We start from the raw sequence: 22,673 nt of genomic DNA, 5'->3' as shown, positions 1-22,673 counted from the left end.
GGCGATCCGTGATTCCCTCGCCCAGAACGACGACACACAGGTCATGGCCTACAACAACGGGAATCTCGGGGCATACCAGGGCGGCGCGTTCGACTCTACTGTTCGCCACAACACAACTAACGGGTAACATACGGTCCGTGAATCGGACCCTGGCGCGTGTGCGGACTCCATTCGAGTCGGCGTTTGCGCAGGCGGGCAACATCTTTGCGCTGTTCATCGATGTACTCCGCAAGACCTTCAGAAGACCGTTCCAGTGGCGGGAGTTCATCGAGCAGTCGTGGTTCATCGCGAGTGTCTCGATCCTGCCCAGTGCGTTGGTGGCCATCCCGTTCGGCGCCGTGGTGGCGTTGCAGACCGGATCGCTGATCAAACAGCTCGGCGCCGAATCCTTCACCGGGGCCACCAGCGTGCTCGCCACCGTGCAGCAGGCCGCCCCGGTGGTGACGGCGTTGATCATCGCGGGCGCGGCCGGATCGGCGGTAGCCGCCGATCTCGGCTCGCGCACCATCCGCGAGGAGATCGACGCCATGGAAGTCCTCGGCGTCGACCCCGTCCAGCGGCTCGTGGTACCGCGGGTGCTCGGCATGATGCTGGTCGCGTTGCTGCTCAACGGCCTTGTCTCGGTCGTCGGCATCGCGGGCGGCTATTTCTTCAACGTGCTGCTCCAAGGCGGCACTCCCGGTGCGTATCTCGCCTCCTTCTCCGCGCTCGCGCAACTTCCCGATCTGTGGATCGGTGAGATCAAGGCGTTGGTGTTCGGCCTCATCGCCGGCGTCATCGCCGCCTACAAGGGTCTGCATCCGACCGGGGGCCCGAAAGGAGTCGGTGACGCGGTGAACCAGTCCGTGGTGATCACCTTCTTGGTGCTGTTCTTCGTGAACCTGATCCTGACGCTGGTGTATCTCCAGGTCGTCCCCGCCAAGGGGCAGTGATGGCGACTCCCTACCGCAACCCCGTCATCGCGAAGACGACACGCAGGGTTGGCGAGATCGCACGCGCGCCACTGAACATGGTGGACCGCGCGGGCGACCAGATGTCGTTCTACTCGCGCGCCATCGCCTGGATACCGCGCACCGCCGTGCACTACCGCAAGGAGGTCATGCGCCTGCTGGCCGAGGTGACCTTCGGCAGCGGCGCGCTCGCGGTCATCGGCGGCACCATCGGCGTCATCGTGTTCATGTCCGGTTCGGTCGGCGTGGTCGTCGGCCTCCAGGGCTTCAAGGCGCTGGACTCGCTGGGCAGTTCGGTGCTGACCGGCTTCCTCACCGCCTACATCAACACCAGGGAGATCGCCCCGCTGGTCGCGGCGTTGGCCCTCTCGGCGACGGTGGGCTGCGGCTTCACCGCGCAGTTGGGGGCCATGCGGATCTCGGAGGAGATCGACGCGCTCGAAGTGATGGCGGTGCCCGGTGTGCCGTTCCTGGTGACCACCAGGGTCATCGCGGGCTTCCTGGCCGTGATCCCGCTCTACGTGGTCGGCCTGCTCGGCACGTTCATCGCCTCGCGGTTGATCAGCGTGTACTTCAACGGGCAGTCCAGCGGGTCCTACGACCACTATTTCAGTTTGTTCCTGCCACCCGAGGATGTGCTCTATTCGTTCCTCAAAGTGCTGGTCTTCGCGTTCGTCATCATCCTGGTGCACTGCTACTACGGCTTCAACGCCACCGGCGGTCCCGCCGGTGTCGGCGTGGCGGTCGGCCGGGCGGTGCGCGCGGCGATCGTGCTGGTGAACGTGCTCGACTTCTTCCTGAGCCTGGCGATCTGGGGCACCACCACGACCGTGCGAGTGGCGGGATGAGCGGGACGGCGGCCTGGCGCAGGACCGAGAAGACCCGCACCCGACTATTGGGTATCGCCTTCTTCGTCCTGGTCGCGGTGTTCGTGTGGGGCACGATCGCGATCTACGACAAGCAGTTCGTCCGTACGGTCGACGTCGACCTGGTGACCGACAGCGTCGGCAACGCGCTGACGCGCAACGCCGATGTGAAGGTCCGCGGCGTGCCGGTGGGCGAGGTGCGGTCGAGCCGGTCCGAGGGCGGCAAGGTCACCCTGGATCTGGCGATCTATCCGGACAAGGCGCGGCAGATCCCGGTCAACGCGACCGCGCGACTGCTGCCCAAGACGCTGTTCGGCGAGCGCTACGTGGATCTGGTCATCCCGGCGGACCCCAGTCCGCAGGCGCTGACCGAGGGCGCGACGCTGTATCAGGACCGCAGCGGCAACGCCATCGAGATCAGCAAGCTGCTCGACGATCTGCTGCCGCTGTTGCAGGCGATCCCGCCGCAGGATCTGGCGTCCACGCTCGGCGCGCTGTCGCAGGCGCTGACCGGTCAGGGCGAGGCCCTGGGCACGACGGTGGATCGTTTGGACGAAGCTTTCCGCGAGGTCAACGGCGTGCTGCCGGACCTGCAGGAGGATCTGCGCAGTTTCGCCACCGTGGCCGCCACCTATTCCGACGCCGCGCCGCAGTTGGTGAACGCGCTGGACAACCTGCGCACCACGAACGCGACGATCGTGCAGCGCCGCACGGCGATCGACACGTTGTACGAGGTGTTGACCCCGACCTCGGCGAATCTCGCCGATTTCCTGGTGGCCAACCGCGACAACATCATCGACGTGGCGGCCGACGCGCGGCCCGCGCTGGAACTGCTGGCCGAGTACTCGCCGACCTACGCGTGCACGATGAAGAATTTCGCGACGATGAAGCCGAGGATCGACGAGTTGTTCGGCAAGGGCACCGATCGCCCGGGTTCGCGGGTGACGATCGAACTGGTCAACCCGCGCGGCCGCTACCTGCCCAACCAGGACGAACCGCGGTGGTTCGACACCCGCGGGCCGTGGTGCGTGCCCGAGTATCCGCTCGGCGTCGACGTGGGCCAGTACATCAGCGGCCCGCCCAACGACGGGTCCTACTCGGTGCCCAGCCGCAACCCCGGTGATCAGACCACCGGGTATCTGCAACCGCCGCAGTTGGGCGTGTATCCGGCGCAGCAGGTGCCGACGCTGGCCGGTTCGCCGTCCGAGCAGCAGTCGCTGGGCGCGATCTACGGCGCGGCGCAGGGCGTCTCGCCGGATTCGGTGCCGAGTTGGCTGACCAGGGTCGGCGCGCCCGCGTTCCGCGGCAGCGAGGTGAGTGTGCGATGAAGGAGCAGATGCGCGGTCTGGGCGGTCCGCTGACCAAACTGATCGTCTTCGTGGTGGTGACGCTGTTCGCGACCACGGTGCTGGGCCTGTCGATCGCCAACTACACCGGCGGCGGTACGAAGTTCAAGGCCCGCTTCACCGACGTCACCTCGCTCAACAAGGGCGACGAGGTGCGGATCGCGGGTGTGCGTGTCGGCAAGGTCACCGAGGTGAAGATCGTGGACCGCCGCCAGGCGGAGGTGTCCTTCGAGGTGCAGGACCGCGAGTGGCTGCCCGCCTCGACCACGGCGACCATCCGCTACCGCAACCTGGTCGGCCAGCGCTACATCGCGCTGGAGCAGGGGGCGGGCGAGCAGGGCCGCAAGCTGAACGCGGGCGCGACCATCGGGTTGCAGAACACCCGGCCCGCGCTGAATCTGACCACGCTGTTCAACGGGTTCCGCCCGCTGTTCCGCACCTTGACCGCCGAGGACGTCAACAAGCTGTCCTTCGAGATCATCCAGGTCTTCCAGGGCGAACAGGGCACGATCCACGACCTGGTGGCCTCCACGGCCACGCTGACCAACAAGATCGCCGACAAGGACGCCGTCATCGGTGAGCTGGTGAAGAACCTGACCGCGGTGCTGGAGACGGTCAATCAGCGCGACGACCAGTTCGACTCGTTGATCGTCAACACCGAGAAGTTCGTCAGCGGGTTGGCCGCCGAACGCGATGTGGTGGGCCGTTCGATCACCTCGCTGGGCAATCTGGCCTCGGCGACCTCGGACCTGCTGGTGCCGGTCCGCCCGACCCTGCAAGGGTCGATCGCCGGTCTGAACCAGCTGACCGGAACGCTCAACGACCGCTCCGACGAGGTGAACGAGGCCGTGCAGACCCTGCCGGTGAAGATGGAGAAGCTCGGCCGCGTGGGCAGTTACGGCTCCTGGTTCCAGTTCTACCTGTGCGGCATCGACATCGTGGTGGGGCCGGGCGCGGTGGACGCGCCGCAGCTCAACCTGCCCGCGGGGATGCCGACGATCAACCAGCCGGTGTACACCAACGCCGCGCCGCGCTGCGAGGGGAGGGCCCGCTGATGGACGACCGGATGCTGCTGGGCAAGCGCAGCCCGAAGTTCCTCGGGGCGATGGGGCTGTTCCTGGTGCTGTTGGTGACGGTGTCGGCGTTCTTCCTGGACCGACTACCGATCGTCAGCGCGGGCACCAAGTACACCGCCGAGTTCAGCGAGGCCGCGGGCCTGAAGAAGGGCAACGAGGTCAGGATCGCGGGCGTGAAGGTCGGCGCGGTCGCCGACGTGACGCTGGACGGTGACAAGGTGCTCGTCGAGTTCCGCACCAAGGACGCCTGGATCGGCGATCAGACCACCGCCTCGATCCAGATCAAGACGGTGCTGGGGCAGAAGTATCTGGCGCTGGACCCGCACGGCACCGAACCCGCCGATCCGGGGACGCCGATCCCGCTGTCGCGCACGGTCGCGCCCTACGACGTGATCGACGCGTTCACCGATGTGGCCGACACGCTCGAACAGGTCGACACCGGCCAGTTGGCGACGTCGATGCAGGTGCTCGCGGAGGCGTTCGAGACCACGCCGCCGGAGATCCGCGGGTCGATCGACGGCATCGCGCGGCTCTCGGAGACCCTGGCCAAACGCGACGAGGAATTGCGCAGGCTGTTCCGCGCGACCAAGGACACCACCCAGATCCTGGCCGACCGCAACGCCGAATTCGAGCGGCTGCTCTCCTCGGGCGGACAGTTGTTGGCGGAGTTGAACATTCGCCAACAGTCCATCCACCAGTTGTTGGAGGGCGCCAAGACGGTCGCGGCCGAGCTGAGCGCGCTGGTCCGCGACAACGAGGCCCAGATCGGCCCGGCGCTGACCAACCTGCTCGGTTCCATCGAACTGCTCAACGACAACCAGCAGAGCGTCTCCAAGATCCTGGAGCTCGCCGCCCCGTTCTACGGGCTCTACGCCAACGTGCTCGGCACCGGCAGATGGTTTGACGCGGTGATCGTCAACGCGATCCCGCCCGCGCTGCCGGAGATCCCCGGTGATCGTCCGCCGGTGCGCACCCTGGGAGGTAACTGAGGTGGCCAACGTGACCGCACCGCGCTCCTCGCGCCGCGGCGCGATCGTCGCGATCGCGCTCGGCCTGGTCGTGGCCCTGCTGATCGCGGGTTTCCTGTGGTGGCTGTTCGACCGGATGAGCACCACGAAGATCACCGCCTACTTCGATCGGTCGGTCGGCATCTACGAGGGGTCGGAGGTGCGCATTCTCGGCGTGCCGGTCGGCAAGGTGAGTTCGGTGGAACCGCAGGGCGATCAGGTCAAGATCGTCATGAGCGTGGACCGCGACTACGACATCCCGGCCGAGGCGAACGCCGCCCAGGTCACCCCCTCGGTGGTCTCGGACCGCTTCATCCAGCTCACCCCGGTCTATCGGGGAGGGCCGAAGATGGAACGCACCGCGACGATTCCGCGTGAACGCACCGTCACCCCGGTCGAGGTCGACCAGCTGTACAAGAGCATCGCCGACCTGTCCGAGGCGCTCGGCCCCAACGGGGCCAATCGCGACGGCGCGGTCAACGATCTGGTGCGCTCGTCGGCGGCGAATCTGGAAGGCAACGGACAGGCGCTGGGCGAGAGCATCACCCAGTTGAGCCGGGCCGCGCGCCTGCTGTCGGATTCGCGCGGCGACATCTTCGACACGGTCGAGAACTTGCAGAGTTTCGTCAGCATGCTGGCGGTCAACGATCAGCAGGTCCGCCAGTTCAACACCCAGTTGGCCGACCTGTCGGGGTTCCTGGCGAGCGAACGCCAGAATCTCGGCCAGGCGCTGGATCTGCTGTCGGTGGCCCTGGGCGACGTCGCCCGCTTCATCGACGACAACCGGGCGCTGGTGGCCGAGAACGCCGCGGCGCTGACCACGCTCACCAAGACCCTGGCCGACCAGCGTGACGATCTGGCCGCCGCGCTGCCGGTGCTGCCGGTCGCGTTGAGCAACTTGATCAACATCCACAACGGCGAAGCGGGCACCCTCGACATGCGCGCCAACTTCCCCGAACTCCAGGACCCGTTCGGGACGGTCTGCAAGCTGCTCGACGTGTCGCGGCTGATGCCGGGCGATCCGCAGTTCGAGGCGCTTGGCAAGCAGATGCGCCCGGTCCTTGACCACTGCAAGGAGATCACCGACCAGGTCACCGCCGGTGTCCGCACGCCGTCGCTGGTGCTGCCGTTCGGCATTCTCAGCGGCGAGAACCAGCAGCGTGATCCGGTGCCCGGCACCGTGCCCGGCGTCCCGTCGGATCGGGTCGCGCCGTCCCAGGAGGGGGAGCGATGAGCCGCATCCGGCGCGCGGCGGTGTCCGCGATGACGCTGGCCGTGTCGGCGACGGTCGCCACCGCGTGCTCCTCCGACGGGATCTACAGCGTGCCGCTGCCCGGCGGCGCGGATATCGGCGACCACCCGATGACCATCGAGATCCAGTTCGACGACGTCCTGGACCTGGTGCCGCAGTCCGCGGTGAAGGTCGAGGGCGTGCCGGTGGGGCGCGTGGAGAAGATCAGCGTCGGCAAGGACCAGTGGACCGCGAGCGTGCGCACCGTGGTCAACGGCTCGGTCGATCTGCCCGCCAACGCCCGCGCCGAGGTGCGTCAGTCGAATCTGCTGGGCGAGAAGTTCATCGAACTGTCCAAGCCCGTGGCCGATCCCGATCCGGCGCGCCTGGCCGACGGTGCGGTCATCCCGGTCTCGAACACGCGGCACGCCACCGAGATCGAACAGGTCCTCGGCGCGCTGTCGCTGCTGCTCAACGGTGGCGGCGTGGCCCAGTTGCAGCCGATCATCACCGAACTGAACAAGGCGCTCGGCGGCCGCGAGGACCGCGTGCGGTCGCTGCTGGAACAGACCAACACCCTGATCGGCGGTCTCGAGGAGCAGGTCGACGACATCACCAGGGCCATCGACGGACTGGCGACGTTGAGCAGTCGGGTCAGCACCCAGACCGGTCAGATCGCGAAGATCCTCGACGAATTGCCCAAGGGCATCGCGATTCTCGAGGAACAGCGCCCGCAGCTCATCGCGCTGCTCACCCAGTTGGATCGGGTCGGCGAGGCGGGCTTCGACGTGCTCAACACCTCCAAGGAGGACCTGATCGCCGGGCTGGTCTCGCTGCGCCCGACTTTGCAGGAACTCGGCCGCGCCGCACCGGATCTGGTGACAGCGCTTCCGCTCATCCCGACCTACCCGTTCCCGGACGCCACCCTGGAGAGCACCTTCGGCGGCTCGGTGAACACCTTCCTGTCGGTCGACGCGGAGATCGGCGTCGCGCTGAGCAACCTCGGTGTGGGCAAGGGCGATCCGGTCTACATCCCGCCGCCGGGTCGACCGGTCCCGGTGAATCCGAGCAACCCGTACTACGACGGCAACGGACCGCGTCCGGGCTGGCCCACGGTCTCCCTGGTCCCGCTGCCGCCGACGATGGCGCCGGTGCCCGGAATCGAAGTGCCCGCGCTGCCGAATCCGTTGGGGCCGCTGCTCGAACAGTTCGGCGTCGAAGGCCAGGGAGGACAGCGATGACCCGCCTGGTCCGCTACCAGTTGATCGCGTTCGCGGTGATCGCCGTCCTGGGCGTCACCTATGTCGGCGCGCGCTACGTCCGGCTCGACGAGATGTTCGGGTTCGGGCTCTACCACGTCGATGTGCGCGCCGAGCAGACCGGCGGCCTCTACAAGGGGGCCGAGGTCACTTATCGCGGCGTCCCGGTCGGCCGGGTCGGCGATCTGTCGCTGCGACCCGACGGCGTCACCATGACCCTGGACATGGAGACCGGCGCGCCGCGCGTCCCGGCCTCGGCCAAGGCCGTGGTCGCCAACCGGTCCGCGATCGGCGAACAGTACGTCGACCTGCAGCCCGACTCCGACAGCGGTCCGTATCTGAGCGACGGGTCGGTCATCGACGGCGCGAAGACGCCGATCTCGGTGGAGCGACTGGTCGCCAGTGTCGACCACTTCACCAGTTCGGTGGATCTGGCGGCGCTGCACACCACCGTCACCGAACTCGGCCGCGCTTTCGACGGCAAGGGCGACGACCTGCGGGTGCTGCTGGAATCGCTGAACTCGTTCACCGAGACCTTCCGCGAGGCGCTGCCGCAGACCGTCCAGTTGATCCGCGACGGCCGGGTGGCCCTGGGGACCCAGGCGGAGCAGTCGGACGCGATCCGCGAGTTCAGCGACGGGCTCGAACAGCTGACCGACCAGTTGCGCACCAGCGACCCGTCGATCCGCAGGCTGATCGGCACCGGCACCGACGCCGGAGTCCAGGTGGGCGCGCTGCTCGACGAGAGCGGCGGCGCGCTGACCGAGGATCTGACGAACCTGCGCGCGCTGTTCCAAGCCATCTCGCCGAAGTTCTACGCGCTGCAACCGCTGTTGATCATGCTGCCCGGCCTGTCGGTCGGCGCCTCGGCCACCGCGCCCGGTGACGGGACCACGCACTTCGGCCTGGTGCTCGAGACCAACAATCCGCCCGCCTGTACCGTCGGGTACGAGGGGACGCAGGCCATCATCGCGCGGATGAAGGCGCAGAATCCGGACTTCGACGACACCAAGGACGAATTCCCCTTCAACAAGGACGCCAAGTGCACCGTGCCGCAGGGTAATCCGAGTGCGGTGCGCGGTGGGGCGCGCGCGGACACGGCCGATCCCGCTGTTCCGCAACCGTGGGACGACGTCCCCAAGACCGATCCCGAGAGCCTGAATCTCAATCCGATCGCCGTACAGATGGCCACCCTGCTGGGGGTCACGCCGAAGCGGTGACCAGGACCGACAACGTTAGGGTGCCTGTCGTGAACATCGACATCTCCAAGGAGAAGCCGGGGGCCGTAGGACCGGACGCCGAGGAATCCGATGCCACGGCGCTCGCCGGCGACGCCGGGTCCGCGGGCGATTCCGAGCCCGCGGCGGAGGCCACGAGCATGACCGACACGGGCGTGACCGACGCGGAGTCCGCCGCCCCCGCCGAGCCCACCGCACCGCCGGGTGATCCCGCGCACAGTCCGTCGCCGCGACGCGCGCCGCTCGCGGTCACCGCCGTGGCCGCGGTGGCGCTGATCGTGGCGGTGGTCACGGCCGGGTTCTTCGGCGTCGGTTGGGCGCGCGCGGCGCTGTTCACCGACGGACCGCGCGCGGCCGCCCGGGACAGCGCGCTGGACGCCGCCCGGCAGGCCGCGATCAACATGACCTCGATGAAGTTGGACGACGTCCCCGGTTCGCTGGCCCTGGCGCGGTCCTCGATGACGGGCGCGATCCTGACCTCGGCCGAGCAGAACCAGCAGAAGTCCGAGCAGTTGGCGACCGAAGCGGGCGTCGGGATGCAGTCCAAGGTGCTCGGTGCCTCGCTGACCACGTTGAACAGCGAGAACGACCGCGCGACCGCGCTGGTGGTGCTCCAGGTCAGCGAATCCAGGGCCGACCGGTCGGTCTCGGACTACCGCTACACCTGGAGTCTGGAGATGGCCGAGGTCGACGGCGTGTGGAAGGCCGAACAGGTCGCCTCGCTCGCCCAACCGGTCCTGCTGTCCGGGCCGGGACCGAACGGCCTCGGACAGCCGGCCGCTCAGCCGTCCGAGGCCGCCCAGCCCCCCGCCGACACCGCGCCCGCGCCGCGGCCCGGATCGTAGGAGACCCGCCGATGAACACTCGTAAACCGGTCAATCGGGTCACCGCCAAGCGCCGTCCGGCCACCGGCCCCGGCGCGCGACCCACCACCCGCGCCGTCGCGGGCACCCGGACCCCGCGTCCGGCCGTGACATCGCGCACACCGGAGGCGTCGAATCGGACCGCTCGGCAGGAATCTCGCAAGCCCGATCTCGCGCCGCGCAAGGCCCGCACCCGGCGCACAGGGGCGTCCTGGCGGGTCGTCGGCGGCTGTCTGGCCGTCGCGGTGGCCGCCGCGGGGCTCGCGGTACTCGCCGCGTTCCGTCCCGGGGTGAACAATTCGAACCGCGCGATCGTCGACAGCGCCGCCACCGAGGAGGTCCGCGCGGCCGCCGACAACGCGCTGCGCACCATCTACGCCTACGACATCAAGGACATCGACCGGTACGAAGCCGCGGTGCGCTCGGTGGTAACCGGCGACATGCTGGCCGACCTGGACAAGTTCTCGGCCACCACGATCGAGGCCATCAAGCAGGCTCAGACCAGCGCCGACGCCAAGGCCGACCCCATCGGTGTGACAATGCTCACCGAGGATCACGCCGAGTTGCTGGTGAACCTCGTCGTGAGCGCCACCAAGGGCGGGACCGCCCAGCAGAGCGTGGCCGGACCGGTCGTGCTGCGTATGCAAAAAGTGGACGGTCGTTGGCTGGCGAGTGACATCGTCGACCAATAGGCATCCGGGCGGCGAACAGAATCTCACGGAGATCTCGGACTGATCTCGCCGAGATCTCGCCAACGGCCGCCGATCATGCTAAGGCGCAGCGTGACAGCGTATCTCGCCGTCCCGCGACCGCGGCGGCCGGTGGCCGCCGAGCCGGATCCGGCACTTGACGAGTTTGTTCGGACACGTCACGCTATTCACAGAAGCGGCAGCTGTCACACGCGGTTCTCGGAGCCTCGTCGGCTCCCGTCGCCCCAAGCGCAGCCAGCGTTCCGGGCGCGACGCGAGCCCCCTGTACGGGGCCGGATCGTCGGCCTCCCGAGGCCCGGCGCGCCGGCCACGTGGATGTCGGCACGGGTGGTACTTTGACACCCCCGTGTATGTAGGTGTAGTTTTGGACGTTGCGCTGGCTGCCTCCTGTCCACACCTCAATTCGCACTCGTAAGTGCCACCCTTCCGGTGTTGCTTTCGTTGTCGCCTGTTCGGGTTCGTTCGGGTCGTGACCGGCGAGAATCGCAGCGAAGAACAAGAAGAACGAAGCAGGCAAGCGACGGTCGCGGACCACCACGCGACGCGCGTGAGGTGCTGGAAGGACGCATCTTGGCAGTCTCCACCCAGACCAAGGCAGTTGCCGGAATCCCCGGAGCCCCGTTGCGGGTGTCTTTCGCGAAGATCCGTGAACCCTTGGAGGTGCCCGGACTTCTCGATCTACAGACGGACTCTTTTGCATGGTTGATCGGCTCGCCGTCTTGGCGTGAAAAAGTCGCCGCGCGCGGCGACGTCGGGCTCGTCGGGGGACTCGAGGAGGTGCTCGAGGAGCTCTCGCCCATCGAGGATTTCTCCGGCTCCATGTCTCTGTCGTTCTCCGATCCTCGTTTCGAGGAGGTCAAGGCCTCCATCGACGAGTGCAAAGACAAGGACATGACCTACGCGGCCCCGCTGTTCGTGACGGCCGAGTTCATCAACAACAACACCGGTGAGATCAAGAGCCAGACGGTCTTCATGGGTGATTTCCCGATGATGACCGACAAGGGCACGTTCATCATCAACGGCACCGAGCGCGTCGTGGTGTCGCAGTTGGTGCGTTCGCCCGGTGTCTACTTCGACCACAGCGTCGACAAGGGCACCGAGAAGGATCTGCACAGCGTGCGGGTCATCCCCTCGCGCGGCGCGTGGCTGGAATTCGACGTCGACAAGCGCGACACCGTCGGCGTCCGCATCGACCGCAAGCGTCGGCAGCCGGTCACCGTGCTGCTCAAGGCGCTGGGGTGGACCACCGAGGAGATCCACGAGCGCTTCGGCTTCTCCGAGATCATGATGTCGACCCTGGAGAAGGACAACACCGCCGGTCAGGACGAGGCGCTGTTGGACATCTACCGCAAGCTGCGCCCGGGCGAACCGCCCACCAAGGAATCCGCGCAGACCCTGCTGGAGAACCTGTTCTTCAAGGAGAAGCGCTACGACCTGGCGCGCGTCGGTCGCTACAAGATCAACAAGAAGCTGGGCATCCACCTCGGCGAGCAGGTCATCGGCTCGGTGCTGACGAAGGAAGACATCGTCACCACCATCGAGTACCTGGTGCGTCTGCACGCGGGTGACCGCACCATGACCGCCCCCGGCGGCGAAGAGGTGCCCGTCGAGGTCGACGACATCGACCACTTCGGCAACCGTCGCCTGCGCACCGTCGGCGAGCTGATCCAGAACCAGATCCGGGTCGGCCTGTCCCGCATGGAGCGTGTGGTCCGCGAGCGGATGACCACCCAGGACGTCGAGGCGATCACGCCGCAGACCCTGATCAACATCCGCCCGGTCGTCGCCGCGATCAAGGAGTTCTTCGGAACCTCCCAGCTGTCGCAGTTCATGGACCAGAACAACCCGCTCTCGGGTCTGACCCACAAGCGTCGCCTCTCGGCGCTGGGCCCGGGCGGTCTGTCCCGTGAGCGCGCCGGCCTGGAAGTCCGTGACGTCCACCCCTCGCACTACGGCCGCATGTGCCCGATCGAGACCCCGGAAGGCCCGAACATCGGCCTGATCGGATCGCTGTCGGTGTACGCGCGAGTCAACCCGTTCGGCTTCATCGAGACCCCGTACCGCAAGGTCGTCGACGGTCGCGTCACCGACGAGGTGCGCTATCTCACCGCCGACGAGGAGGACAGGCACGTCCGCGCGCAGGCGAACTCGCCGGTCGACGCCGAGGGCCGTTTCCTCGAGGACCGCGTGCTGTGCCGCCGCGGCAACGAGGAGAACGAACTCGTCGCGGCCTCCGAGGTCGACTACATGGACGTCTCGCCGCGTCAGATGGTCTCGGTCGCGACCGCGATGATCCCGTTCCTCGAGCACGACGACGCCAACCGTGCCCTCATGGGCGCGAACATGCAGCGTCAGGCGGTTCCGCTGATCCGTTCCGAGGCCCCGATCGTGGGCACCGGCATGGAACTGCGCGCCGCGGTCGACGCGGGCGATGTCGTGGTGAACGAGAAGGCGGGCGTGGTCGAGGAGGTCTCGGCCGACTACGTCACGGTCATGGCCGACGACGGCTCGCGCAAGAGCTACCGGATGCGCAAGTTCAACCGCTCCAACCAGGGCACCTGCTCCAACCAGCGTCCGATCGTGGACGAGGGTCAGCGGGTCGAGACCGGTCAGGTCCTGGCCGACGGTCCCTGCACCGAGAACGGCGAGATGGCGCTGGGCAAGAACCTGCTCGTCGCGATCATGCCGTGGGAGGGCCACAACTACGAGGACGCGATCATCCTGTCGCAGCGCCTCGTGGAAGAGGACGTCCTCACCTCGATCCACATCGAGGAGCACGAGATCGACGCCCGGGACACCAAGCTCGGCGCCGAGGAGATCACCCGGGACATCCCGAACGTCTCCGACGAGGTGCTCGCCGATCTGGACGAGCGCGGCATCGTGCGCATCGGCGCGGAGGTCCGCGACGGCGACATCCTGGTCGGCAAGGTCACCCCGAAGGGCGAGACCGAGCTCACCCCGGAGGAGCGGTTGCTGCGCGCCATCTTCGGCGAGAAGGCGCGCGAAGTGCGCGACACCTCGCTGAAGGTGCCCCACGGCGAATCGGGCAAGGTCATCGGCATCCGCGTGTTCTCCCGCGAGGACGACGACGATCTGCCTCCCGGCGTGAACGAACTGGTCCGCGTCTACGTGGCCCAGAAGCGCAAGATCCAGGACGGCGACAAGCTCGCCGGTCGACACGGCAACAAGGGCGTCATCGGCAAGATCCTCCCCACCGAGGACATGCCGTTCCTGCCCGACGGCACCCCCGTCGACATCATCCTCAACACCCACGGTGTGCCCCGCCGTATGAACATCGGCCAGATCCTCGAGACCCACCTGGGTTGGATCGGCAAGGCGGGCTGGCGCGTGGACGTGGCCGGTGACGGCACGCGTCCCGACTGGGCCCAGGCCCTGCCGGAGGAGATGTTGGGCGCGCCCGCCGACTCCAATATCGCCACGCCGGTGTTCGACGGCGCGCGCGAGGAGGAGCTGACCGGTCTGCTCGCCTCGACCCTGCCCAACCGCGACGGTGAGCGCATGGTCGACGACGACGGCAAGGCCACGCTGTTCGACGGTCGTTCCGGTGAGCCGTTCCCGTACCCGGTCGCGGTCGGCTACATGTACATCCTCAAGCTGCACCACCTGGTCGACGACAAGATCCACGCGCGTTCGACCGGTCCGTACTCGATGATCACCCAGCAGCCGCTCGGCGGTAAGGCGCAGTTCGGTGGTCAGCGCTTCGGCGAGATGGAGTGCTGGGCCATGCAGGCCTACGGCGCCGCCTACACGCTCCAGGAGCTGCTGACCATCAAGTCCGACGACGTCGTCGGGCGCGTCAAGGTCTACGAGGCGATCGTCAAGGGCGAGAACATTCCGGAACCGGGCATTCCGGAGTCGTTCAAGGTGTTGTTGAAAGAGCTCCAGTCGCTGTGCCTCAACGTGGAGGTGCTGTCCTCGGACGGCGCGGCGATCGAGATGCGCGACGGAGACGACGAGGATCTGGAGCGCGCGGCGGCCAACCTGGGCATCAACCTGTCGAGGAACGAAGCGGCCACCGTCGACGATCTGGCGAACTAGGCGGCAAGACCGGATGCCGTGGTTCACGGCATCCGGTCCCCGCGCTCCGCACGTGTCCGGGGGGCGAATGCCCGCCGGACGCCACTAGTGAACTTTTGCTCGAATTCGACCCGCACAGGGGAAAGGAAGTTACGTGCTAGACGTCAACTTCTTCGATGAACTCCGGATCGGCCTGGCCACCGCCGACGACATCCGCCAGTGGTCCTACGGTGAGGTGAAGAAGCCGGAGACCATCAACTACCGCACGCTCAAGCCGGAGAAGGACGGCTTGTTCTGCGAGAAGATCTTCGGTCCCACCCGGGACTGGGAGTGCTACTGCGGCAAGTACAAGCGCGTGCGCTTCAAGGGCATCATCTGCGAGCGCTGCGGCGTCGAGGTGACCCGCGCCAAGGTGCGTCGTGAGCGGATGGGCCATATCGAGCTGGCCGCGCCCGTCACCCACATCTGGTACTTCAAGGGCGTGCCTTCGCGCCTGGGCTACCTGCTCGACCTCGCGCCGAAGGATCTCGAGAAGATCATCTACTTCGCCGCGTACGTCATCGTCGGCGTGAACGACGAACTGCGGCACAACGAACTCTCGACCCTCGAGGCCGAGATGGAGGTCGAGAAGAAGTCGGTCGCCGACCAGCGCGACGCCGACCTCGAGGCCCGTGCCCAGAAGCTGGAAGCCGATCTGGCCGAACTCGAGGCCGAGGGCGCGAAGTCCGATGTGCGCCGCAAGGTCAAGGACGGCGGCGAGCGCGAGATGCGTCAGCTGCGCGACCGGGCCCAGCGTGAGCTGGACCGGCTCGACGAGATCTGGACCACCTTCACCAAGCTCAGCGTCAAGCAGCTGATCGTGGACGAGGTGCTCTACCGCGAGCTGATCGATCGCTACGGCGAGTACTTCACCGGCGCGATGGGCGCGGAGTCGATCCAGAAGCTCATGGAGAACTTCGACATCGCCGCCGAGGCCGAGAACCTGCGCGAGACCATCCGCAGCGGCAAGGGGCAGAAGAAGCTGCGCGCGCTCAAGCGGCTCAAGGTCGTCGCGGCCTTCCAGACCAACGGCAACTCGCCGATGGGCATGGTGCTCGACGCCGTTCCGGTGATCCCGCCGGAGCTGCGTCCGATGGTCCAGCTCGACGGTGGCCGCTTCGCCACCTCCGACCTGAACGATCTGTACCGCCGCGTGATCAACCGCAACAACCGCCTCAAGCGACTGATCGATCTCGGCGCGCCCGAGATCATCGTCAACAACGAGAAGCGGATGTTGCAGGAGTCGGTGGACGCGCTGTTCGACAACGGCCGCCGCGGCCGTCCGGTCACCGGACCGGGCAACCGCCCGCTGAAGTCGCTGAGCGATCTGCTCAAGGGCAAGCAGGGCCGGTTCCGTCAGAACCTGCTCGGCAAGCGCGTCGACTACTCGGGCCGTTCGGTCATCGTGGTCGGTCCGCAGCTCAAGCTGCACCAGTGCGGTCTGCCGAAGCTGATGGCGCTCGAGCTGTTCAAGCCGTTCGTGATGAAGCGCCTGGTCGACCTGAACCACGCGCAGAACATCAAGTCCGCCAAGCGGATGGTCGAGCGGCAGCGGCCCCAGGTGTGGGACGTCCTCGAAGAGGTCATCGCCGAACACCCGGTGCTGCTCAACCGCGCGCCCACCCTGCACCGCCTGGGTATCCAGGCCTTCGAGCCGCAGTTGGTCGAAGGCAAGGCCATCCAGCTGCACCCGCTGGTGTGTGAGGCGTTCAACGCCGACTTCGACGGTGACCAGATGGCGGTGCACCTGCCGCTGTCGGCGGAGGCGCAGGCCGAGGCCCGCATCCTGATGCTGTCCTCGAACAACATCCTCTCGCCCGCCTCGGGTCGCCCGCTGGCCATGCCGCGTCTGGACATGGTCACCGGCCTGTTCTACCTGACCCGCCTGGTCGAGGGCGCGAAGGGCGAATACCGGGAAGCGGTCACCGACGCGGCGGAGCAGGGCGTGTACTCCTCGCCCGCCGAGGCGCAGATGGCGGTGGACCGCGGTGAGCTGACCGTGCGTTCGCTGATCAAGGTGCGCTTGACCGACCAGCGTCCGCCCAAGGACGTCGAGGCCGAGCAGTTCCCCGAGGGCTGGAACCGCGGCGACGCGTGGACGACCAAGACCACGCTGGGCCGGGTGCTGTTCAACGAGTTGCTGCCCGCGGACTACGCGTTCATCAACGAGCAGATGCCGAAGAAGCGGCAGGCGACGATCATCAACGATCTCGCCGAGCGCTACCCGATGATCGTGGTGGCGCAGACCGTCGACAAGCTCAAGGACGCAGGCTTCTACTGGGCCACCCGGTCCGGTGTCACGGTCTCGATGTCGGACGTGCTCGTTCCGCCGGAGAAGACCGAGATCATGGAGCGCTACGAGGCGCAGTCGGATCAGATCGAGAAGAAGTACCAGCGCGGTGCGCTCGATCACCAGGAGCGCAACAACGCCCTGGTCAAGATCTGGCAGGAGGCGACCGAGGAGGTCGGTAGGGCGCTGCGCGCGCACTACCCGGCCGACAACCCGATCATCACGATCGTCGACTCGGGCGCCACGGGCAACTTCACCCAGACCCGTACCCTCGCCGGTATGAAGGGCCTGGTGACGAACCCGAAGGGTGAGTTCATCCCGCGGCCGATCAAGTCCTCCTTCCGTGAGGGCCTGACGGTTCTGGAGTACTTCATCAACACCCACGGCGCGCGCAAGGGTCTGGCCGACACCGCGCTGCGTACCGCGGACTCGGGCTACCTGACCCGTCGTCTGGTCGACGTCTCGCAGGATGTCATCGTGCGCGAGCACGACTGCGGCACCGAGCGCGGCATCGTCGTCCCGATCGCGGAGAAGCAGCTCGACGGCTCGATCATCCGCGACGCGCACGTGGAGACCTCCACCTACGCCCGGACGCTGGCGTCCGACGCGTTGGACGCCGACGGCAACGTCGTCGTGGGCAAGGGCGCCGACCTCGGCGATCCGGCCCTGGAAGCGCTGCTCGAGGCGGGGATCACCGAGGTGAAGGTCCGCTCCGTGCTGACCTGCACCACCGGCACCGGCGTCTGCGCGACCTGCTACGGCCGGTCGATGGCGACCGGCAAGCTGGTCGACATCGGCGAGGCCGTCGGCATCGTCGCCGCGCAGTCCATCGGTGAGCCCGGTACCCAGCTGACCATGCGTACCTTCCACCAGGGTGGTGTCGCGGGTGACGACATCACCGGCGGTCTGCCGCGTGTGCAGGAGCTGTTCGAGGCGCGTGTCCCCAAGGGCAAGGCCCCCATCGCGGAGGTCTCCGGCCGGGTGCGGCTCGAGGACGACGACCGCTTCTACAAGATCACCATCATCCCGGATGACGGTGGCGAGGAAGTCGTCTACGACAAGCTCTCGAAGCGTCAGCGTCTGCGTGTGTTCAAGCACGACGACGGCACCGAGCGTCTGCTCTCGGACGGCGACCACGTCGAGGTGGGTCAGCAGTTGCTCGAGGGCGCCGCTGATCCGCACGAGGTGCTGCGCGTGATGGGTCCCCGTCAGGTGCAGGTCCACCTGGTCCACGAGGTCCAGGAGGTCTACCGCTCGCAGGGTGTGTCGATCCACGACAAGCACATCGAGGTCATCGTCCGCCAGATGCTGCGCCGGGTGACGATCATCGATTCCGGCGCGACGGAGTTCCTGCCCGGTTCGCTCACCGAGCGTGCCGAGTTCGAGGCCGCCAACCGCCGGGTGGTCGCCGAGGGCGGCGAGCCCGCCTCCGGCCGTCCGGTGCTGATGGGTATCACCAAGGCGTCGCTGGCCACCGATTCGTGGCTGTCGGCGGCCTCCTTCCAGGAGACGACCAGGGTTCTGACGGACGCGGCGATCAACTGCCGCTCCGACAAGCTCATCGGCCTGAAGGAGAACGTGATCATCGGCAAGCTGATCCCGGCGGGTACCGGCATCAACCGGTACCGCAACATTCAGGTTCAGCCGACCGAGGAAGCCCGTGCCGCGGCGTACGCGGTGCCGTCCTACGACGACACCTACTACAGCCCGGACAGCTTCGGCGCCACGACCGGTGCCGCGGTCCCGCTGGACGACTACGGTTTCAGCGACTACCGCTAGTCATCGGGTTCGCCTGATCGTCGGCCCCCGCTCTCCGGAGCGGGGGCCGACGTGTTTTCCGGGGTGTGGGGTGGGCGTCTCCACGGCCGTGAACGTGGACAGGGTGGTGCGGTCCGGGGTATGAAACTAGAACAAGTTTCACTTCGGGTCGCAGTTCTCGGCCCGAAGCCTTTCGGACGAGGAGATGTCGTGGACGTTGCCGCGATGGGCGAACTGGTGATGGCCGGATTCCAGAAGCTGGGGTTCATCCGATACGCGGGGATCACCGGCGTCGACTTCGCCGCCGGACGCAACGTCGTCGCCTTGGACCCGAAGCCGGAACATCTCAACCACAACGGCGACCTGCACGCCGCGGTCCTGTTCGGACTCGCCGAGACCGCGGCGATGGGCGCGGCGGTCTCGGGTATCGGCGACCTGATGGGGGAGAGTTTCGTCGTCGCGCGGGACGGCCGCATCGCCTACCGTGCCCGCGCCGCCGGAAAGGCCGGACCGTACCGGGCGACCGGCGAGTTCTCCGACGAGGTTCTGGAGCGGATGCGCGCCGATATCGCCGCCCGGACCGATGTCGAACTCGAGGTGCCGGTCCGCATCGTCGACGGCGACGACAACCTCGTCGCCGAAGCGGCCTTCACCGCCGTGATTCGCCCCCGCCGCAAATAGTCCGTCACCTCGAAAGACATTCGCGACAGTCATGCCGCACGCCGGAGGAGCGCGACGGTATGTTGCGGTCCGGTATGGAACAGGGCCTCAACGCCAGTTATCGGGCATTGGCGGCTCTGCTCGCCGCCTGAGTCAGGTCCGCGCCGTGCCCACTCGGCGGCGGCGCGGTTTCAGGTGGAGTCCGGGTAGCGGGGGAGCCGGGATGCGTTGGTCGGGGGTGTGTCCCGGGATGTCGGCGAATCGGCTGGTGTCGTGGGCTTCCCACGCCGCGCGGGCGGCGACGATCTCCTCGTGGCTGCGGCCGACGAAGTTCCACCACATCACCAGTTCTTCGCCGAAGGGCTCGCCGCCGATCAGGACGAAGTGCGCGCCCGCGGCGGATTCGATCCGCAACTCCTCGCGCCCGCTGCCCACGTACAGCAGCGGGCCGGGTTCCAGCGCGGTGCCGGCGACCGTGAGTTCGCCCTCGATGACCAGCAGGGCGTGCTCGAAAGTCGGGTCCAGCGGCAGTGTCGCCGCGGCCCCGGCATCCAGCGCGATATCGCCGCCCACCAAAGGCGTGTATGTCTTCGCGGGGGAGGTGTGGCCGGCCAGCGTGCCGATCAGCACCGTGGCGCGCAGGCCGGGCGCGGTGAACACCGGCAGATCGCGGTGCTGCTCGAAATGCGCGTCGATCCCGATGTCGGGGCCGGGCAGCGCGATCCACAGTTGCAGGCCGTGCGCGGCGGGGGCGTCCTTCGGGTAGTACTCCGAATGCGCGACGCCGCGGCCGGAAGTCATCAGATTCAGTTGACCCGGGTGGATCTCCACGTCGGAGCCGACGGTGTCGCGGTGCCGGATTCGTCCGACGAAGGGCCACGTGACGGTCTGCAAGCCGATGTGCGGGTGGGGGTCGATATCCGGCGGCGCGTCCGTCCTGGTGACGGTGGGCGACCCGAAATGGTCCAGGAAGCACCACGCGCCCACGGTGGGCAGATCCCGTTGCGGCAGGACCCGTTCCACGTACACGCCGCGCACACCGCCCAGCGGCACCTCGCGCGCCGGATACAGCTCCACCACCGGACCCGGGCCCGGCGTGGGTTCGCACACCGCTTCGTCGGGCCGCGCCTCCAGATCGCTCACGGCCGCTGGACGCCCTTGCCGAGCACGTGGGCGTCGTAGCCGGGGTTCTTCTCCAGGTAGGCGCGGATGAACGGGCAGTGCGCCTCGATGACCCGCCCGCGCGCGACGACGTCGTCCAGGGCGCCCGCGGCCAGGACCTTGCCCAATCCCTTGCCCGCGAAGGCGTCATCGATCTCGGTGTGCGTGAAGTCGGTGACGTCGTCGTGCTCGGCGTATTCGGCGAAGCCGGCGAGCTTGCCCTCGTGGAACACCTCGTAGCGGCTCGCCTCGCCGTTGTTCACGACCTTGTTCTCGGATTCGCTCACGGTTGTGTCCTTTTCCTGAGCCCGCACCGGGTGCCTGCTCATGATCGATACTCGATTGAACGCGCCGATGGTGGTGGCCACCCAGACCACCGCCGACAGCTGGTCATCGGACAACCGCGCCCGGGCGAAGGCGTATTCCCGCTCCAACTCGGCCTCGTCCGGGAGCGTGGTGGTGACCTCGGCCAACGCCAGGGCGGCGCGGTCGAGATCATCGAACAGTTCGGTGCGCCGCCACGCGGGCAGCACGGCGAGTTCGCGTTCGGTGACCCCGGCTTCCAGCGCCGCGCGGTGGTGGGTGTCCAGGCAGAAGGCGCACCCGCTGATCTGGGAGACCCGCACGTTGATCAATTCGATCGTGCGGCGCGTCAACCCGGCCGCGGCCCCTGCCGCCCGCACCTCCACCGCGACGGCGATCAGTGCCTTCTGCGCTTTGGGCGTCTGCTTGTCGATTCGGACCCGATCTCGCTCCACTCCGGCGATGCTAGCCGGACTCCGCACCGACCGGCCGGTCTCGGCTCAGTTGTAGTTCGGCAGTTGCTGGACCGCCCACTTGTTGCCGTCGGGATCGCTGAAGAAGGTGAACAGGCCCCAGCCCATGTCCTGGACCGGGGTGGCCTCGACACCCGCGGCGACCAGATCCTTGTACGCCTGCTCGGCGCTGGCCACCACGACCTGCATCCCCTCGACGCTGCCGGGAGCCGCCTCGGTGATGCCGCGGCCGATGCAGATCGAGCACCCCGACCCGGGCGGGGTGAGCTGCACGAACCGGATGTCCTCGCTGGGGCTGTGGTCGTGATCGGCGTGGAAACCGATCCGCGTGTAGAACTCCTTGGCCCGATCCACATCGGTGACCGGGATGGCGACGAGCTCGATTTTCCAGTCCATCGGCACAGCATGGCACCGGGCACCGACAATTCCGTTTCAACCGCCGATTCGCGCCTACCCTGGTGTCATGGCAGGTAAGGACATCGACCGCGTCCGGGCCCGATCGGCCCTCGCGACGGTCAGGGAAAGCCCGGTGATCACGGCGATCGCCCTCGCGCCCGTGGTGGGCGGGTTGGTGGTCGTGTGGTGGCTCTTCGGCGGATTCGCGGCGTTCGTCGCGCTGGTGATCCTCGGCGTCATCGCCGTGGTCGGGGGCAAACTCACCAAGTGACGCGCGCGGTGGGTCAGCGCGGGATGTGGAAGCACACCAGTTCCCCCGTGCCCGGTTCGATCTGGTCCCACGGCCGGTCGAACTCCAGGACGGCGAGCGCCGAGGTGGGGAACTTCCGGCTGAGTTCGACGGCCTGCTCGGAGTCGCGGTTGGCCGCCAGTTCCCAGGCGGTCCACGGCATTCCGGGCGCGTGCCCGATGACCAGCAGGGTCGAGACGTGCTCGTCGCCGAGGTGGATCAGCTCGATCAGCGAGCGCGGCGACGCCTCGTAGATGCCGCGTTCGTAGACCACGGGCGCGGTGATCCCGGTGGCGGCGAGGGTTTCGCGCGTGCGGGTGGCGGTGGAGCAGCGCACCGCGTCGATCGGCGGTTGGGTGGCGCGCAGCCAGGCGCCCGCCAGCCCCGCCTCCCGCTCGCCGCGCGGCGCCAGCGGTCGCTCGTGATCGCCGACGCCGTCCGGATACCCGGACTTGCCGTGCCGCATGAGGATCAGAGTCCGCACCATGGGACCACGTTAGGCCGTGTCCACGCCGTCGTCGCGCCGGGGGCCGCGCGTGTCCGCGGGCTCGTGAACCCGCCTCGTGCCGGACCGATGAGAGGTGTGCGTCACTCTCGAGGCACACTGAAAGCGGCATCACATCCCGCCTACGCCGCTACCGTGGTGCCGCTGTCCACCACAACCCCGGTGGCCCTAGCCCACGCACCTTTCCGAGGATCTGTAGAACATGGCCTACGTAA

18 protein-coding genes and 2 pseudogenes are annotated in these 22,673 nt (G+C 67.6%); 15 read left to right on the top strand and 5 right to left on the bottom strand.

Going from position 1 to position 22,673, the window contains the following annotated elements; translation table 11 throughout:
* The first annotated feature begins 149 nt into the window (after positions 1 to 149).
* The 14 genes and pseudogenes from ON30_RS24200 to ON30_RS41255 all read left to right on the top strand — a co-directional run.
* Positions 150 to 932, top strand: coding sequence for an MlaE family ABC transporter permease (locus ON30_RS24200; protein ID WP_439928887.1), 783 nt, complete (start codon positions 150 to 152; stop codon positions 930 to 932).
* Positions 932 to 1,798 carry an MlaE family ABC transporter permease gene (locus ON30_RS24195; protein WP_051029920.1) on the top strand — a complete coding sequence of 289 codons (867 nt, stop codon included), beginning with the start codon at positions 932 to 934 and terminating at the stop codon, positions 1,796 to 1,798. The genes ON30_RS24200 and ON30_RS24195 overlap by 1 nt, the downstream gene beginning before the upstream one ends.
* On the top strand, positions 1,795 to 3,144 hold the full coding sequence (locus ON30_RS24190) for an MCE family protein (RefSeq protein WP_040710438.1): 1,350 nt from the start codon (positions 1,795 to 1,797) through the stop codon (positions 3,142 to 3,144). Before ON30_RS24195 ends, ON30_RS24190 begins: the two co-directional genes overlap by 4 nt.
* Positions 3,145 to 3,152: 8 nt before the next feature.
* Complete coding sequence (locus tag ON30_RS24185) at positions 3,153 to 4,217, top strand: MCE family protein (RefSeq protein ID WP_040710448.1); 1,065 nt, start codon at positions 3,153 to 3,155, stop codon at positions 4,215 to 4,217.
* On the top strand, positions 4,217 to 5,227 hold the full coding sequence (locus ON30_RS24180) for an MCE family protein (protein WP_083911633.1): 1,011 nt from the start codon (positions 4,217 to 4,219) through the stop codon (positions 5,225 to 5,227). The genes ON30_RS24185 and ON30_RS24180 overlap by 1 nt, the downstream gene beginning before the upstream one ends.
* 1 nt (position 5,228) lies before the next feature.
* The gene (locus ON30_RS24175; protein WP_040710436.1) at positions 5,229 to 6,479 is read left to right on the top strand and encodes an MCE family protein; all 1,251 of its coding nucleotides are present in this window, start codon (positions 5,229 to 5,231) and stop codon (positions 6,477 to 6,479) included.
* Positions 6,476 to 7,717, top strand: a complete 1,242-nt coding sequence (locus ON30_RS24170; protein ID WP_051029919.1) for an MCE family protein — start codon at positions 6,476 to 6,478, stop codon at positions 7,715 to 7,717. The genes ON30_RS24175 and ON30_RS24170 overlap by 4 nt, the downstream gene beginning before the upstream one ends.
* Positions 7,714 to 8,955 carry an MCE family protein gene (locus ON30_RS24165; RefSeq protein ID WP_040710434.1) on the top strand — a complete coding sequence of 414 codons (1,242 nt, stop codon included), beginning with the start codon at positions 7,714 to 7,716 and terminating at the stop codon, positions 8,953 to 8,955. Before ON30_RS24170 ends, ON30_RS24165 begins: the two co-directional genes overlap by 4 nt.
* A gap of 29 nt (positions 8,956 to 8,984) precedes the next feature.
* Positions 8,985 to 9,818 (top strand): hypothetical protein, encoded by an 834-nt coding sequence (locus ON30_RS40415; protein WP_174387556.1) that lies wholly within the window; start codon positions 8,985 to 8,987, stop codon positions 9,816 to 9,818.
* Positions 9,819 to 9,829: 11 nt separating this feature from the next.
* Entirely contained in the window at positions 9,830 to 10,528 is a 699-nt protein-coding gene (locus ON30_RS24155; protein WP_040710432.1) for a hypothetical protein, read from the top strand.
* 570 nt (positions 10,529 to 11,098) lie between these two features.
* Positions 11,099 to 14,605, top strand: coding sequence for a DNA-directed RNA polymerase subunit beta (rpoB, locus tag ON30_RS24150; RefSeq protein ID WP_040710431.1), 3,507 nt, complete (start codon positions 11,099 to 11,101; stop codon positions 14,603 to 14,605).
* Positions 14,606 to 14,738: 133 nt separating this feature from the next.
* Positions 14,739 to 18,692 (top strand): DNA-directed RNA polymerase subunit beta', encoded by a 3,954-nt coding sequence (locus tag ON30_RS24145; protein WP_040710428.1) that lies wholly within the window; start codon positions 14,739 to 14,741, stop codon positions 18,690 to 18,692.
* Between the two features lie 189 nt (positions 18,693 to 18,881).
* A complete protein-coding gene (locus tag ON30_RS24140) occupies positions 18,882 to 19,352 on the top strand; it encodes a PaaI family thioesterase (protein ID WP_040710427.1) in 471 nt (156 codons plus the stop codon).
* Positions 19,353 to 19,390: 38 nt separating this feature from the next.
* A pseudogene (locus tag ON30_RS41255) lies at positions 19,391 to 19,483 on the top strand (SRPBCC family protein); the annotation flags it as partial.
* Position 19,484: 1 nt separating this feature from the next.
* On the opposite strand, the gene ON30_RS24135 reads toward ON30_RS41255, so the two are convergent.
* From ON30_RS24135 to ON30_RS24125, 4 genes and pseudogenes are all read right to left on the bottom strand, one after another.
* On the bottom strand, positions 19,485 to 20,474 hold the full coding sequence (locus ON30_RS24135; protein ID WP_040710425.1) for a pirin family protein: 990 nt from the start codon (positions 20,472 to 20,474) through the stop codon (positions 19,485 to 19,487).
* Entirely contained in the window at positions 20,471 to 20,725 is a 255-nt protein-coding gene (locus tag ON30_RS41980; protein ID WP_305082451.1) for a GNAT family N-acetyltransferase, read from the bottom strand. The genes ON30_RS24135 and ON30_RS41980 overlap by 4 nt, the downstream gene beginning before the upstream one ends.
* Positions 20,726 to 20,791: 66 nt before the next feature.
* Positions 20,792 to 21,250: pseudogene (locus ON30_RS41975) on the bottom strand (carboxymuconolactone decarboxylase family protein); the annotation flags it as partial.
* Between the two features lie 45 nt (positions 21,251 to 21,295).
* The gene (locus ON30_RS24125) at positions 21,296 to 21,664 is read right to left on the bottom strand and encodes a VOC family protein (protein WP_040710421.1); all 369 of its coding nucleotides are present in this window, start codon (positions 21,662 to 21,664) and stop codon (positions 21,296 to 21,298) included.
* A gap of 67 nt (positions 21,665 to 21,731) precedes the next feature.
* Between ON30_RS24125 and ON30_RS24120 the strand changes: the two genes are divergently transcribed.
* A complete protein-coding gene (locus tag ON30_RS24120) occupies positions 21,732 to 21,935 on the top strand; it encodes a hypothetical protein (protein ID WP_040710418.1) in 204 nt (67 codons plus the stop codon).
* Positions 21,936 to 21,948: 13 nt separating this feature from the next.
* Here the strand turns inward: ON30_RS24120 and ON30_RS24115 are convergent, their stop codons facing one another.
* Complete coding sequence (locus ON30_RS24115; protein ID WP_040710416.1) at positions 21,949 to 22,440, bottom strand: SixA phosphatase family protein; 492 nt, start codon at positions 22,438 to 22,440, stop codon at positions 21,949 to 21,951.
* Positions 22,441 to 22,673: the final 233 nt, after the last annotated feature.

This window comes from Nocardia takedensis NBRC 100417, assembly GCF_000308695.1.
GTDB lineage: Bacteria > Actinomycetota > Actinomycetes > Mycobacteriales > Mycobacteriaceae > Nocardia > Nocardia takedensis.
This window is presented reverse-complemented; position numbering and strand designations above follow the sequence as displayed.

Excerpts from the sequence above, each read along its gene's own strand:
- ON30_RS24195 (WP_051029920.1), top strand. The coding sequence starts at position 932 with ATGGCGACTCCCTACCGCAACCCCGTCATCGCGAAGACGACACGCAGG.
- ON30_RS24190 (WP_040710438.1), top strand. The coding sequence starts at position 1,795 with ATGAGCGGGACGGCGGCCTGGCGCAGGACCGAGAAGACCCGCACCCGA.
- ON30_RS24185 (WP_040710448.1), top strand. The coding sequence starts at position 3,153 with ATGCGCGGTCTGGGCGGTCCGCTGACCAAACTGATCGTCTTCGTGGTG.
- ON30_RS24180 (WP_083911633.1), top strand. The coding sequence starts at position 4,217 with ATGGACGACCGGATGCTGCTGGGCAAGCGCAGCCCGAAGTTCCTCGGG.
- ON30_RS24170 (WP_051029919.1), top strand. The coding sequence starts at position 6,476 with ATGAGCCGCATCCGGCGCGCGGCGGTGTCCGCGATGACGCTGGCCGTG.
- ON30_RS24165 (WP_040710434.1), top strand. The coding sequence starts at position 7,714 with ATGACCCGCCTGGTCCGCTACCAGTTGATCGCGTTCGCGGTGATCGCC.
- ON30_RS24155 (WP_040710432.1), top strand. The coding sequence starts at position 9,830 with ATGAACACTCGTAAACCGGTCAATCGGGTCACCGCCAAGCGCCGTCCG.
- ON30_RS24125 (WP_040710421.1), bottom strand. The coding sequence starts at position 21,664 with ATGGACTGGAAAATCGAGCTCGTCGCCATCCCGGTCACCGATGTGGAT.
- ON30_RS24120 (WP_040710418.1), top strand. The coding sequence starts at position 21,732 with ATGGCAGGTAAGGACATCGACCGCGTCCGGGCCCGATCGGCCCTCGCG.
- ON30_RS24115 (WP_040710416.1), bottom strand. The coding sequence starts at position 22,440 with ATGGTGCGGACTCTGATCCTCATGCGGCACGGCAAGTCCGGGTATCCG.